A 13763-nucleotide genomic window follows, 5' to 3' on the forward strand; every position below is an offset into this window, starting at 1 on the left:
GCCGCGCGATCGGCAAGGCGATACGGGCTGGACGCCGCAGCGGGGCAGGGGCGGCGTTCGACGTCGTCCGTGCCGGTCCGCGCGGCGGGGTCTTTACGGGCCTCGACCGCCAGCCGCGTCGCGCGCTCACGGAGTTCATCGGGGTACTTACGGGGGGGCAGGCATGATCGGCATCCTTCCGGGTCTTCGAGGTCTCCATCAAACCCGGGGCGCTTCAACCTGAACTTCCTTTGTCAGAAGCATTGACGAAACCCCGGGCCGCTCCTAGTTTCATCGCGTCGTACTTCGTACGTCATATATGAGACGCGATATGCGAGATCCGAGAGGCGCGCATGACCTCTGTGCCCACCCCGATCCCCTCCCGCACGCAGTACGTGCTGGAAGAGATCAAACGCCGCATCCTCACCGGCCGGTTGACGCCGGGCCAGGCCTTGGTCGAGACCGACCTCGCCGCGCAGTTCGGGGTGTCCAAGACCCCGGTGCGGGAGGCGCTCAAGACCCTGGCCGGCACCGGTCTGGTCGTGATGAGCCAGTACAAGGGCGTCACGGTGCGCATGGTCGACGTGGACATGGCACACGAGGTCTGCGACGTGCGTCTGCTCCTCGAACCCGAGGCGCTGCGACGCGCCGTCCGGCGCGGTGCCTCCCTGGACGCCGCGCGCGACGCGCTGACGAGGGCCGACGAGGCCACCGACACCGCCGAACGCTCCCTGACCAACCGCGAGTTCCACCGCGCCCTGTACCTGCCGTGCGGCAACCCGCTGCTCGGCCGGATGCTCGACGAGGTCCGCGACCAGGCCGCACTCGTCTCCACCGTCGCCTGGGCCGCCGACCCCTCCTGGGAGCGGGAGGCGAGCGAGCACCGCGAGATCCTGCGCCTCGCCCTCGCCGGCGACGCGGACGGCGCGGCGCGTGCCCTGCACGCGCACATCGCCTCCTTCGTACGACGGGCCTTCCCCGGCGCGGAACTCGGTGCCGAGGAAGGCGTCGAAGCCCAGGACATCCCCGAAGCCCCGGCAACCCCGGCAACCCCGGCAACCCGGGCAACCCGGGCAGCCCAGAAAGAGGACGGTCAGGCATGACGACGACGTTCGAGACCCAGCGGGCGGCCCTGGCCGACGTGGTGGCGATCCCGGTGACCCCGTTCGCCGAGGACGGCTCCGTCGACCCGGCCGGATACCGGGTCCTGCTGCGCCGCCTCCTCGACGCCGGCATCACCACCCTGACCCCCAACGGCAACACCGGCGAGTTCTACGCCCTGACCCCCGAGGAGCGGCGCACGGTCACCGAACTGACCCTCGAGGAGACCGGCGACGGCTCGTCCGTCCTGGTCGGCGTAGGACACGACGTGCCGACCGCCGTCGCCTCCGCACGGCACGCCCGTGACCTCGGCGCGCGGATGGTGATGGTGCATCAGCCCGTCCACCCCTACGTCTCCCAGAGCGGCTGGGTCGACTACCACCGCGCCATCGCCGGGGCCGTGCCCGACCTGGGCGTCGTCCCCTACATCCGCAACGCTCAGCTCACCGGCGCCCGCCTCGCCGAACTCGCCGACTCCTGCCCCAACGTCATCGGCGTGAAGTACGCCGTGCCGGACGCGGCGAAGTTCGCCGCCTTCGCGCGGGACGCCGGCCTCGAACGGTTCGTATGGGTCGCCGGGCTCGCCGAGCCGTACGCCCCCTCCTACTTCTCGGCGGGCGCCACCGGCTTCACCTCCGGCCTGGTCAACGTCGCCCCCTCGGTGTCGCTCGACATGATCGGGGCGCTCAGGTCGGGCGACTACGCGACCGCCATGAAGGTCTGGGAGCAGATCCGCCGCTTCGAGGAACTGCGTGCCGCCAACGGCTCCGCCAACAACGTCACCGTCGTCAAGGAGGCCCTCGCCTCCCTCGGCCTGTGCCGCCGCGAGGTCCGCCCGCCGAGCAGGCCGCTGCCCGAGGACGAGCGGGCCGAGGTCGCCGCGATAGCCGCGGGGTGGTCCGTGTGACCGAGTCCGGTACGACACAGTCCGGTACGACCGGGGCCCGCAAGCGGCCCGAGGACCTGCGCAGTCACCAGTGGTACGGCACGGACGGGCTGCGCTCCTTCAGCCACCGCGCCCGCACCCGCCAGCTCGGCTACCTGCCCGAGGAACACCTGGGCAAGCCCGTCATCGCGATCCTCAACACCTGGTCCGACATCAACCCCTGCCACGTCCATCTGCGCGACCGCGCGCAGGCCGTGAAGCGCGGGGTGTGGCAGGCGGGCGGCTTCCCGCTCGAGTTCCCGGTCTCCACGCTCAGCGAGACCTTCCAGAAGCCGACCCCGATGCTCTACCGCAACCTCCTCGCCATGGAGACCGAGGAATTGCTGCGTTCCTACCCGGTCGACGGGGCCGTGCTGATGGGCGGCTGCGACAAGTCCACGCCCGCCCTGCTCATGGGCGCCGCCTCGGTGGACCTGCCGGCGGTCTTCGTCCCCGCCGGGCCGATGCTCCCCGGGCACTGGCGGGGCGAGACCCTGGGTTCCGGCACCGACATGTGGAAGTACTGGGACGACAAGCGTGCCGGTGTCATCGGCGACTGCGAGATGCAGGAACTGGAGAGCGGCCTGGCACGCTCGCCCGGCCACTGCATGACCATGGGCACGGCGTCCACGCTGACCGCCGCCGCCGAGGCCCTCGGCGTCACGATCCCGGGCGCCTCCAGCATCCCGGCCGTCGACTCCGGGCACGACCGGATGGCCGCCGCGGCCGGCCTGCGCATCGTCGAACTGGTCCACCGCGACCGGAAGCTGAGCGACATCCTCACCGCGGACGCCTTCGAGGACGCGGTGACGACGGTCCTGGGCCTCGGCGGCTCCACCAACGCCGTGATCCACCTGATCGCCATGGCCGGCCGCGCGGGCGTCGTCCTCACCCTCGACGACTTCGACCGCATCGCCCGCACCGTCCCGGTGCTCGCCAACGTACGGCCCGGCGGACGGACGTACCTGATGGAGGACTTCCACTTCGCGGGTGGTCTGCCCGGGTTCCTCTCCCGGATCGAGGACCTGCTCCATCTGGACCGGCCCACCGTCTCCCACGACACCCTGCGCGAACAGATCGCCGGCGCGCAGGTGCACCACGACGACGTCATCCGGCCCCGGGACGAGCCCGTCGCCGACGAGGGCGGGGTCGCCGTCCTGCGCGGCAACCTCTGCCCCGACGGCGCCGTCATCAAGCACATCGCCGCCGAACCGCACCTGCTCAGGCACACCGGCCCCGCGGTCGTCTTCGACGACTACCGGAGCATGCAGCGCACCATCAACGACCCGGACCTGGGCATCACCGCCGACCACGTGCTGGTGCTGCGCAACTCCGGACCCAAGGGCGGGCCCGGCATGCCCGAGTACGGCATGCTGCCGCTGCCCGACCACCTGCTCAAGCAGGGGGTGCGGGACATGGTGCGGATCTCCGACGCCCGGATGAGCGGCACGAGCTACGGCACCTGCGTGCTGCACATCGCGCCCGAGTCGTACGTCGGCGGACCGCTGGCCCTCGTACGCACCGGGGACCTGATCACCCTCGACGTCGAACGCCGGCTGCTCCGGCTCGAGGTCGACGACGAGGAGCTGGAACGGCGCAGGGCGCAATGGACACCTCCGCCCGCACGGTACGAGCGCGGCTACGGCGCGCTCTACAACGAGCAGATCACCCAGGCCGACACCGGCTGCGACTTCGAGTTCCTCGCCCGGCCGGGCACGGTGCAGGACCCCTACGCGGGCTGACCGCGAGCACTCCCGCGCGGTCCGGCCCCCGGATCGCGCGAGCACCCGCACACCTGAGAAGAAAGCGCTTCACCTCCGCATCACCTCCGCATCGCCTCCGCACAGCACGACGTACACCGAGAAACGGAGAACAGTCATGGCCCAAGCCGCAGCCGTGGCGAAACCGCCCACGCCACCGAGGCGGCGCCGTGCCTCCGCCACGCCGCGCAGACTGCCCTACCTGCTGATCGCCCCGGCCGGCCTGCTCATGCTGGGCTTCATCGCCTACCCGGTCATCAGCGTCTTCTACTACAGCCTGCAGAACTACAACCCCACCAAGCCGTGGCGGAACGGCTACGCGGGCCTCGACAACTTCGTCCACCTCTTCACCGAGGACCCGCTGTTCTGGGACACCCTGGTCTTCAGCGCCAAATGGGTCGTCGTCGAGGTCGGCCTCCAGCTGATGTTCGGACTCGCGCTGGCGCTCATCGTCAACCAGACCTTCGTCGGCCGGGGCATCGGCCGCGCCCTGGTCTTCTCCCCGTGGGCCGTCTCCGGCGTGCTGACCTCGGCGATCTGGGTACTCCTCTACAACTCCCAGACCGGCATCACCCGTTACCTCGCCGACATGGGCATCGGCGAGTACGGCACCAGCTGGCTCTCGGACACCTCCACCGTCTTCTCGGCGGTGGTCGTCGCCGACCTGTGGCGCGGTGTCCCCTTCTTCGCCATCCTCATCCTCGCCGACCTCCAGTCCGTCTCCAAGGACCTGTACGAGGCCGCCGAGGTCGACGGGGCCAGCCGCTTCCAGCAGTTCATGTACATCACGCTGCCCCACCTCAAGGACGCCATCATCCTGTCCACGCTGCTGCGCGCGGTGTGGGAGTTCAACAACGTCGACCTGCTCTACACCCTGACCGGCGGCGGACCGGCCGGCGTGACCACGACGCTCCCGCTGTACATCGCCAACACCAGCGTCGACGCCCACGACTTCGGCTACGCGTCGGCCCTCACCACGGTCGCGTTCGTGATTCTGCTCTTCTGCTCGATGGTCTACCTGCGGCTGAGCAAGTTCGGAGGCGAAAGCAAGTGATCACCGAAGAGGCCTCCCTGGCCGCCCCCGCCCCCGCGCGCTCCGCCGCCGAGCCGCCGAGCCGCCCCGCGAGGAAGAAACACCGCGCCTGGGACGAGGTGCCCCGCCGGCACATCTACCTTCCCCTGGGCATCTACCTCCTGTTCACCCTCATCCCCTTCTACTGGATCCTGCTCTTCGCCCTGCGCCCGGCCGGCTCGACCTCGCTGGTGCCCTGGCCGATGACCACCGCCCACTTCGAGAAGGTGTGGACGGACCGGGCCTTCGCCACCTTCTTCCAGAACAGCGTGCTCGTCGGTGTCGCCACACTGATCATGACGACACTGGTCGCCCTGGCCGGCGGCTACGCGCTCGCCCGGTTCGACTTCCGTGTCAAGCGGGTCTTCATGCTCGCCCTGCTGTGCTCCCAGTTCGTGCCCGGCGCGCTGCTCCTGGTCCCGCTGTTCGAGATCTTCGCCGGACTGCAGATGATCAACTCGCTCGGCAGCGTCATCATCGCCGAGACGGTCTTCCAGCTGCCGCTGTCGATGATCCTGATCAGCAACTTCATCAAGAACGTGCCGTACTCCCTGGAGGAGGCCGCCTGGGTCGACGGGTGCGGCAGGATGCGGGCGTTCCGGGTGGTCGTCCTGCCACTGCTGCGGCCCGGACTGATCGCCGTCGGCTCCTTCGCCTTCGTCCACTCCTGGAACCACTTCCTGTTCGCCCTGATGTTCCTCAACAACCAGGAGAAGCAGACCATCCCGGTCGGCCTGAACACCCTGATGAGCGCGGACAGCGTCGACCTCGGCGCCCTCGCCGCGGGCGGCATCATCGCGGCCGTGCCCGTCGTGATCGTGTTCGCCTTCATCCAGAAGTGGCTGATCACCGGCTTCAGCGCGGGGGCGGTGAAGGGATGACCACGCCCGAGACCACGCCCGAGCCCGCACCTCGGGCCACCCTTGAGGCCGCGTCCGGCGCCACGCCCCGGCCCGAGCCGCTGCCCGTCGTGCTCGCCGGCGCCCGCGGCCACGGCCGCTGGCACCTCGCGAACATCCGCAGGCTCCAGGAGGACGGGCTCGTCCGGCTGGCCGGCATCTGCGAACTCACCCCGCTCACCGAGGACGAGTACGAGGGTGAACCGCCCGAGCAGTCCGCCGACTTCGGCGCCCTGCTGGAGTCCACCGGGGCTCGGATCGCGGTCGTCTGCACCCCGATCCACACCCACACCGACCTCGCCCTCGCCGCCGCCGAACGGGGCGTGCACCTCCTGCTGGAGAAGCCGCCGGCACCGTCCTACGCCGAGTACCGCCGGATGGCCGACGGGGTCGCCGCAGCCGGTGTCGCCTGCCAGATCGGCTTCCAGTCCCTGGGCTCGCACGCCGTGCCCGCCATCCGCGCACTGGTCGCCGACGGCGCCATCGGCCGGCCGACCGGGATCGGCGGCGCCGGGGCCTGGGTGCGCCCGGAGGACTACTTCCGGCGGGCGCCCTGGGCGGGCCGGCGCCGGCTGAACGGCGTCGACGTGATCGACGGGGCGCTGACCAACCCGCTCGCCCACGCCGTCGCCACCGCCCTGGCGCTGGCCGGCAGCACCCGCGCCGAGGATGTCACCGGCATCGAGACCGAACTGCTGCGCGCCAACGACATCGAGTCCGACGACACGTCCTGCGTCCGTGTCACCACCGCACAGGGCCGGCCGGTCACCGTCGCCGCGACCCTGTGCGCCGAGCGGGCCGACGATCCGTACGTCCTCGTGCACGGCACCAGCGGCCGGATCACCTTCTGGTACAAGCAGGACCGCGTCCTGGTCCAGCGCGCGGGCCACGGCCCCGAGGAGCTCCACTTCGGCCGGACCGACCTGCTGGAGAACCTCGTCGACCACCTCGTCACCGGCGCCCCCCTGCTGGTCACCCCGGACGGGACAGGCGCCTTCATGAAGGTCGTCGAGGCGATCCGGCGGGCCCCCGACCCCGCCCCACTGCCCGCCGGCGCCTGGCACCGCGTCCCCGGCGAGAACCGCCGCGTCGTCCCCGGCATCGACGGACTCGTCGCGGCCGCCGCCGACACCCTGTCCCTCTACTCCGAACTCGGCGCCTCCTGGGCCCTGCCCGCACGGCAGGCCGTACCCGAGTCCGTACGGCAGTCCGGAGAACCGTCCGCACAGCAGTCCGCACCGCACCCGCCGAAAGAGGTGAGCACCCGATGACCAGCGACGACTCCACTGTCCTGCGCGTTGCGGGCCGGCCGGTCGGCCGGTACGTCACCCGGCCCGAGCTGCCCCACAGGCTCTCCCCGCGCCCGTATCTGCACCCCGTCACCACCCTGGCCGGCACAGCGGTCACCGAACTGTCCCCCGCGGACCACACCCACCACCTCGGCGTCGGTGTCGCCGTTCCCGACGTCGAGGGGCACAACTTCTGGGGCGGGCGCACCTACGTCCGCGACCGGGGCTCCACCGAGCTGGACAACCACGGTTCCCAGCGGCACACCGGCTTCCAGCTCCGGGACCCCGACGGCTTCGTGGAGGAACTGCGCTGGGTCGCCGCCCCCGGCGAGCTGCTGCGGGAGCGCCGTACCGTCGCCGCCACCGGACTCACCGACACCGCCTGGGCGCTGGACTTCACCTTCTCCCTCACCAACGTCACCAAGGCCCCGCTCTCCGTCGGCAGCCCGGCCACCAACGGCCGCCCCGGCGCCGCCTACGGCGGCTTCTTCTGGCGGGCCCGCAAGGAGGAGGCGGAGCCGGACGTCTTCACCGCCTCCGCCGAGGGAGAGGAAGCGGTGCACGGCCGCCCAGCCGACTGGCTGGCCCTGGCCGGCGCCGACTGGACGCTGGTCTTCGCCGGGGCCACGGAGACGACCCGCCGAGACCCCTGGTTCGTGCGCACCGCCGAGTACCCCGGCGTCGGCTCCTCCCTCGCCCACGACGCACGGCTGCCGCTCCCGCCAGGGGAGACGGTGGTCCGCCGTGTCGTCACCGTCGTCGCCGACGGCCGCCTCGGCAGGGACGACGCCGCCGCCCTGGTCCGCAAGGCGGTGAGCCCGTGAGCACCCCGCCGACGGACCTCACCTACCGCAACCCGGTGCTCGACGCCGACTGGTCCGACCCGGACGTGACCCGCGTCGGCGACGACTTCTACCTGACCGCCTCCAGCTTCGGCCGCGTCCCCGGACTGCCGCTGCTGCACTCCCGCGACCTGGTCAACTGGACACTCGTCGGCCACGCGCTGCAACGCCTGGAACCCGAGAGCGAGTTCGGGGTGCCCCGGCACGACTGCGGGGTCTGGGCGCCGTCCCTGCGCCATCACGACGACCGGTTCTGGATCTTCTGGGGCGACCCCGACCAGGGCATCTTCCAGGTCAACGCCCCCGAGATCCGGGGCCCTTGGACCCGCCCCCTCCTGGTGAAGGCCGGCAAGGGCCTGATCGACCCGTGCCCGCTGTGGGACGAGGAGACCGGCGAGGCGTACCTCGTGCACGCCTGGGCGAGGTCCCGCTCCGGCGTCAAGAACCGCCTCACCGGCCACCGCATGCACCCCCACGGCACCGAACTCCTTGACGAGGGCAAGGTGATCGTCGACGCCGACCGGATCCCCGGCTGGTTCACCCTGGAGGGGCCCAAGCTCTACCGGCACGACGGCTGGTTCTGGATCCTGGCGCCCGCCGGGGGAGTGGAGACCGGCTGGCAGGGCGCCTTCCGGTCGCGCGACTTCTTCGGTCCGTACGAGGAGAAGGTGGTCCTGGAACAGCGGGACACCGACGTCAACGGGCCCCACCAGGGCGGCTGGGTGCGCACCCCGTCCGGCGAGGACTGGTTCCTGCACTTCCAGCAGCGCGGGGCGTACGGCAGGGTCGTGCACCTCCAGCCGATGCGCTGGGGCCCCGCGGGGGACACCTCCCGTTCGAGCGAAGGCGGGAGCGGGAGCGGAAGCGGGGGAGGCTGGCCGGTGATCGGGGACAACGGCGCCCCCGTCGCCGAGCACCGCCGCCCGGACCTGCCCGCCCAGCCGGCTGCCGCGCCCGCCACCGACGACGACTTCCCCGGTGGCCGCCACGGCCGTCAGTGGCAGTGGACGGCCAACCCCCATGACGGCTGGGCCACCCAGCACTCCGCCGACGGCCTGCGGCTGACCTGCGTCCGCACCGCCGACGCGCACGACCTGCGCAAACTGCCGAACGTCCTCACCCAGCGGCTGCCCGGCGCCCCGTGCACCGTCGAGGTGGAACTGCGGCTCGACAGCGTGGAGCCCGGAGCGCGGGCGGGCCTCGCCGTCCTCGGGGACGCCTACACCTGGATCGGACTCCAGCGCGGCACCGACGGCACGGCCCACCTCGTGCACCGGTTCGCCGAGACGGTCGCCGAGAGCGAACGCGACGCCGGCCACCCCCGGCTCGCCCCCGAAGGCAGGGTCCGGCTGCGGATCGAGGCCGGTGCCGGAGCCCGCTGCCGCTTCTCGTACGACACCGGGGACGGCTTCCGCCCCTCCGGGCAGACCTTCGCCGCCACACCGTGGCGCTGGGTCGGCGCCCTGCTCGGCCTGGCCGCCCTCGCCCCGACGGGTCAGGGGCACGCCGGGACGGCGACCTTCACGCAGTTCAGGATCAGTCCCGCCTGACCACCGTCCTCCGTACGCCTGTTGGGAGCCGCAATGACGCACCTCCTGAGCAAGCGCTTGCCGATGCCGACCTCGATACCGGACACGACCTCGATCCTGGCCTCGGCGCCCGCGCCGGCACCGCCCCCACGTGACTGAACCCCGCCGGACGACCGCGAACGCCCCCACACCTGCACGTCCCGCAATTCCCACAAGTCCCGCAAGTCCCGTTGGAACCAGAAGAACCAGAAGCAGAAGAGAGCCGACCAATGAAGATCAGCAATCGCAGAAGCAGCAGCACCGGCAGGCGCCGGACTCCGGCCGCCGTCGTCCTGGGCGCCGTGCTCGCGCTGACCGTCACCGCCTGCGGCGACGACGGCAGCGGCGCGGGCGGCGACAAGGGGGGCGAGGGCAGCGGCACGGGCAAGATCACCTTCTGGGACAACAACGGCGGTGTCCGCACCGACATCTGGAAGGAGATCATCGCCGACTTCGAGAAGGCCAACCCGGACATCAAGGTCGAGTACGTCGGGATCGCCTCCACCGAGTACCAGTCCAAGATCGACACCGCCATCCAGGGCGGCGGCCTGCCGGACGTCGGAGGCATCAGCGCGTCGATGCTCGCGGGCTTCGCCGCCCAGAAGGCGGTCGACCCGCTGGACGACCGGCTCGGCAAGTCGTCCCTCGACGGCAAGCTCAACAAGGACATGGTCGAGTCGCTGCGCGCCGCCGGCGGCGGTGACGACAAGCTGTACTCGGTCCCGACCTCCGCGAACAACGGTGTCCTCTACTACCGCACCGACCTGTTCGAGAAGGCGGGCCTCGAGGAGCCGACCACCTGGGACCGCTTCTTCAAGGCCGCGGACAAGCTCAGCAACAAGGGCAAGAACGAGTTCGGCTACACCATCCGCGGTGGCGCCGGCTCCATCGCCCAGGCCCTGGACGCGATGTACGGCCAGTCCGGCATCACCACGTTCTGGGACTCCACCGGTGAGAAGACCACGGTCAACGACCCGAAGAACGTCGAGGCCCTGGAGAAGTACGCGGGCCTGTTCAAGAAGGTCACTCCCGCCGCCGACCTGAACAACGACTTCACCAAGATGGTCGCGCAGTGGGACTCGGGCACCATCGGCATGCTCAACCACAACCTCGGCTCGTACCAGGACCACGTGAAGGCGTTCGGCGCCGACAAGTTCCGGGGCATCCCGCAGCCGACCGGACCCGACGGGGCCCGGGTCCAGGTCTCCAACCCGGTCGACGGGCTCGGCGTGTTCCAGAGCTCCAAGAACAAGGACGCCGCCTGGAAGTTCATCGAGTACGCGGTCTCGGCCGAGGCCAACTCGAAGTTCAACGAGTCCGCCGGACAGGTGCCGGCCAACCTCGACGCCGCCAAGGACGAATGGATCCAGAAGGCGGAGCCGACGAAGCTGGCCGCGGACGCGCTGAGCGACGGGTCGACGACGATCGTCCAGCTGCCGTACTACCTGCCCGACTGGAACACCGTCTCCAAGGCCGACAACGAGCCCAGCTTCCAGAAGGTGCTGCTCGGGGACATGAGCGCCAAGGACTTCCTCGACACCCTGGCCGAGCAGCTGAACGAGGCCCAGGCCGAGTGGCAGGAGCAGATGGCCTGAGCGGTAGCCGGTGGCACCGCGGTATCCGGTAACGCCGCGGTATCCGGTATCACCGCGGGGGCGGCCCGTCCCCCTCCGGGTCACGGGCCGCCCCCGCGGCCGGCCGCGCCCGCCCGGCCGCGGCCCGCACACAGGTACAGTCCCGCGCCCCCCATGGGGCTCCTTCGGACCCTTGCTGAAAGGCACAGGCTTGTGTCGCTCACTCGCAGACAGGTATCCGCCGCCGGTCTCGGCCTTCCCCTCGCCCTCGCCGTGACCGGCACCGCCCAGGCCGCCCCCGGGCGTCCCCGTCCCCGCACCCTCTACATCGCCGGGGACTCCACCGCGGCCCAGAAGTACGCCGACGCCGCCCCCGAGACCGGGTGGGGCATGGCGCTCCCCTTCCTGCTCCGCCCCGGCCTCGACATCGCCAATCACGCGGTGAACGGCCGGAGTTCGAAGAGCTTCGTCGACGAGGGGCGACTGGACACGATCCTCGCCGCCGTCCGGCCCGGCGACCTCCTGCTGATCCAGTTCGCGCACAACGACGAGAAGGCCACCGACCCGACCCGCTACACCGAGCCCTGGACGACGTACCGGGAGTATCTGCGGCTGTACGTCGACGGCGCCAGGGCCCGTGGGGCGCGGCCCGTGCTGGCCACCGCCGTGGAACGCCGGAGGTTCGACGCGGGGGGTGCCGCCGTGCCGAGCCACGGCGACTATCCGGCGGCGATGCGGGCGCTGGCGCAGGAGGAGCGGGTCGCGCTGCTCGACACCCAGGCCCTGTCACTGGCGCTGTGGCAGGAGCTCGGGGCCGAGGAGACGAAGAAGTACTTCAACTGGACGGCGACCGAGCAGGACAACACGCACTTCAACCCGCCCGGCGCCATCGCCGTGGCGCGGCTGGTCGCCCGGGAGCTGCTGCGCACCCGGGCGCTCGCGCCGCGGGACGTGCGCCGGCTGAACGACGTGATCCCCGAGTCCTGGATCACCTGGCCGGACGCCGGCGTCACTGCCTGACACGCCTGACACGCCTGGCGCGCACCGCGCGAGTCGCGTGAGTCGCACGCCCGGCAGTCCGCGACACCGACGGAACGAGACACAGGGAGACCCGCACCATGACCCGCACCCCGCACCGACAAATGTGGCATGGGCATGCCATAGTAAAGGTCGCCACGCTGGCCGGCTGCACCGCCCTCGTGCTGGCCCTGACCGGCACCGGCGCCCAGGCGCACGGCGGCCACTTCGGAGGTCACCCCGGCAAGCACCGCGACCCCGCCCGCCAGACACTCGGCGCGAACGACGGCTGGGCGTCCCACGGCACCGGCACCACCGGAGGCGCCGACGCCGCCTCCGGGCACGTCTACACCGTCAACGACTGGGCCGGGTTCAAGGCGGCCCTGGCGGACGGCGGCACCGCGCCGAAGATCATCAAGGTGCGGGGAACCATCGACGCGGTCTCCGCCGGCTGCGACTCGCTCGCCGCCCCCGGCTACGACTTCGATGCCTACCTGGAGAAGTACGCGCCCGAGACCTGGGGCCTGGACCAGGACCTGAGCGACGAGCCCGACGACAGCCCCGAGGGCCTGCGCAGGGCCTCCGCGGCCCACCAGAACACCGCCATCAAGGCGAACGTCCCCGCCAACACCACGATCATCGGCATCGGGAAGAACGCCGGGTTCAAGGGCGCCAGCCTGCAGATCAAGGACATCGACAACGTCATCGTCCGCAACCTCACCCTCGAGAGCCCCCTCGACTGCTTCCCGCAGTGGGACCCGACCGACGGCGACAAGGGCAACTGGAACTCCGACTACGACACCGCCGTCGTGTACAACGCCACCCACGTCTGGCTGGACCACAACACCTTCACCGACGGCGAGCACCCCGACAGCGCGGCCCCCACCCACTTCGGGATGCTGTACCAGCAGCACGACGGCGAGCTGGACATCGTCCGCGGCGCCAACTACGTCACCGCGTCCTGGAACGTCTTCACCGAGCACGACAAGACGATCCTGATCGGCAACAGCGACAGCGAGTCCACGGCCGTCGGCGACCGGGGCAAGCTGAAGGCGACCTTCCACCACAACCTGTTCTCGAAGCTGGTCGAGCGCGCGCCGCGCGTCCGCTTCGGGCAGGTCGACGTCTACAACAACCACTTCGTGGCCGACGCGGGCTACGGCTACAGCTTCGGCATCGGCAAGGAGTCCCAGCTCGTCGCCGAGCACAACGCGTTCACCTTGGCGAAGGGCGTCAGCCCGGCCAAGATCCTCAAGCGGTGGACCGACTCGCCGCTCACCGCGGAGAACAACCTCGTCAACGGCAAGCGGGTCGACCTGATCGCCGTGCACAACGCGGAGATCCCCGAGGAGACCCTCCGGTCCGGCGCCGGCTGGACACCCACCCTGCGCGCCGACGTCGACCGGGTGCAGGCGGTCCCGGCGCTGGTCAAGCACGGTGCGGGAGCGGGCCGCCTCCGCTGACCTCCTTCCCGCACCCCTGACGCCGGGGCGGGCGCGTACCACCCCCACTGTGGCGCGCGCCCGCCCCGGTCCGCCCCGCCCGCTCCGCCGGGGCCCGGCCCGCCCGTTCCGGACCCGTCCACCGGGGTCCGGTCCGGGTCGGTCCCACTGCGGTCTCGTGCTGTCCGCCCGTCCGCTGCGGTCCCGTCTCGTCCGATCCCGTCCGGTCGGGTGCCGACGACTTGGATCACCTTCCCGGTCCACCTTCCCGGTCCACCTCCCCGGCCCGCCCGCC

At 71.2% G+C, this 13763-nt stretch carries 11 protein-coding genes; all 11 read left to right on the top strand.

Annotated features, from left to right (window positions below):
- Positions 1 to 332: 332 nt before the first annotated feature.
- The 11 genes from ACFPZI_RS13420 (at position 333) to ACFPZI_RS13470 (ending at position 13489) form a co-directional block, all read left to right on the top strand.
- On the top strand, positions 333 to 1082 hold the full coding sequence (locus tag ACFPZI_RS13420; protein WP_381362677.1) for a GntR family transcriptional regulator: 750 nt from the start codon (positions 333 to 335) through the stop codon (positions 1080 to 1082).
- Entirely contained in the window at positions 1079 to 1987 is a 909-nt protein-coding gene (locus ACFPZI_RS13425) for a dihydrodipicolinate synthase family protein (RefSeq protein WP_381362680.1), read from the top strand. The genes ACFPZI_RS13420 and ACFPZI_RS13425 overlap by 4 nt, the downstream gene beginning before the upstream one ends.
- Positions 1984 to 3747, top strand: coding sequence for an L-arabinonate dehydratase (gene araD, locus ACFPZI_RS13430; RefSeq protein ID WP_381362683.1), 1764 nt, complete (start codon positions 1984 to 1986; stop codon positions 3745 to 3747). Before ACFPZI_RS13425 ends, araD begins: the two co-directional genes overlap by 4 nt.
- Before the next feature lie 136 nt (positions 3748 to 3883).
- Positions 3884 to 4819: a carbohydrate ABC transporter permease gene (locus ACFPZI_RS13435; protein WP_381362686.1), complete on the top strand. Its 936-nt coding sequence runs from the start codon at positions 3884 to 3886 to the stop codon at positions 4817 to 4819.
- Entirely contained in the window at positions 4816 to 5718 is a 903-nt protein-coding gene (locus ACFPZI_RS13440; RefSeq protein ID WP_381362689.1) for a carbohydrate ABC transporter permease, read from the top strand. The genes ACFPZI_RS13435 and ACFPZI_RS13440 overlap by 4 nt, the downstream gene beginning before the upstream one ends.
- Positions 5715 to 7007: a Gfo/Idh/MocA family protein gene (locus ACFPZI_RS13445; protein WP_381362691.1), complete on the top strand. Its 1293-nt coding sequence runs from the start codon at positions 5715 to 5717 to the stop codon at positions 7005 to 7007. Before ACFPZI_RS13440 ends, ACFPZI_RS13445 begins: the two co-directional genes overlap by 4 nt.
- Positions 7004 to 7849 carry a DUF6807 domain-containing protein gene (locus ACFPZI_RS13450; protein WP_381362694.1) on the top strand — a complete coding sequence of 282 codons (846 nt, stop codon included), beginning with the start codon at positions 7004 to 7006 and terminating at the stop codon, positions 7847 to 7849. The genes ACFPZI_RS13445 and ACFPZI_RS13450 overlap by 4 nt, the downstream gene beginning before the upstream one ends.
- Positions 7846 to 9417: a glycoside hydrolase family 43 protein gene (locus ACFPZI_RS13455; RefSeq protein ID WP_381362697.1), complete on the top strand. Its 1572-nt coding sequence runs from the start codon at positions 7846 to 7848 to the stop codon at positions 9415 to 9417. The genes ACFPZI_RS13450 and ACFPZI_RS13455 overlap by 4 nt, the downstream gene beginning before the upstream one ends.
- A 248-nt stretch (positions 9418 to 9665) precedes the next feature.
- Positions 9666 to 11030 (top strand): ABC transporter substrate-binding protein, encoded by a 1365-nt coding sequence (locus tag ACFPZI_RS13460; protein WP_381362700.1) that lies wholly within the window; start codon positions 9666 to 9668, stop codon positions 11028 to 11030.
- Positions 11031 to 11222: 192 nt separating this feature from the next.
- Positions 11223 to 12029 carry a rhamnogalacturonan acetylesterase gene (locus tag ACFPZI_RS13465; protein WP_381362702.1) on the top strand — a complete coding sequence of 269 codons (807 nt, stop codon included), beginning with the start codon at positions 11223 to 11225 and terminating at the stop codon, positions 12027 to 12029.
- Between the two features lie 98 nt (positions 12030 to 12127).
- Complete coding sequence (locus ACFPZI_RS13470; protein ID WP_417801255.1) at positions 12128 to 13489, top strand: pectate lyase family protein; 1362 nt, start codon at positions 12128 to 12130, stop codon at positions 13487 to 13489.
- Positions 13490 to 13763: the final 274 nt, after the last annotated feature.

It is taken from the genome of Streptomyces chlorus (genome assembly GCF_042655885.1).
In the GTDB taxonomy this organism is placed as follows: Bacteria; Actinomycetota; Actinomycetes; order Streptomycetales; family Streptomycetaceae; genus Streptomyces; species Streptomyces chlorus.

Excerpts from the sequence above, each read along its gene's own strand:
- ACFPZI_RS13420 (WP_381362677.1), top strand. The coding sequence starts at position 333 with ATGACCTCTGTGCCCACCCCGATCCCCTCCCGCACGCAGTACGTGCTG.
- ACFPZI_RS13450 (WP_381362694.1), top strand. The coding sequence starts at position 7,004 with ATGACCAGCGACGACTCCACTGTCCTGCGCGTTGCGGGCCGGCCGGTC.
- ACFPZI_RS13445 (WP_381362691.1), top strand. The coding sequence starts at position 5,715 with ATGACCACGCCCGAGACCACGCCCGAGCCCGCACCTCGGGCCACCCTT.
- ACFPZI_RS13425 (WP_381362680.1), top strand. The coding sequence starts at position 1,079 with ATGACGACGACGTTCGAGACCCAGCGGGCGGCCCTGGCCGACGTGGTG.
- ACFPZI_RS13435 (WP_381362686.1), top strand. The coding sequence starts at position 3,884 with ATGGCCCAAGCCGCAGCCGTGGCGAAACCGCCCACGCCACCGAGGCGG.
- ACFPZI_RS13460 (WP_381362700.1), top strand. The coding sequence starts at position 9,666 with ATGAAGATCAGCAATCGCAGAAGCAGCAGCACCGGCAGGCGCCGGACT.
- ACFPZI_RS13470 (WP_417801255.1), top strand. The coding sequence starts at position 12,128 with ATGACCCGCACCCCGCACCGACAAATGTGGCATGGGCATGCCATAGTA.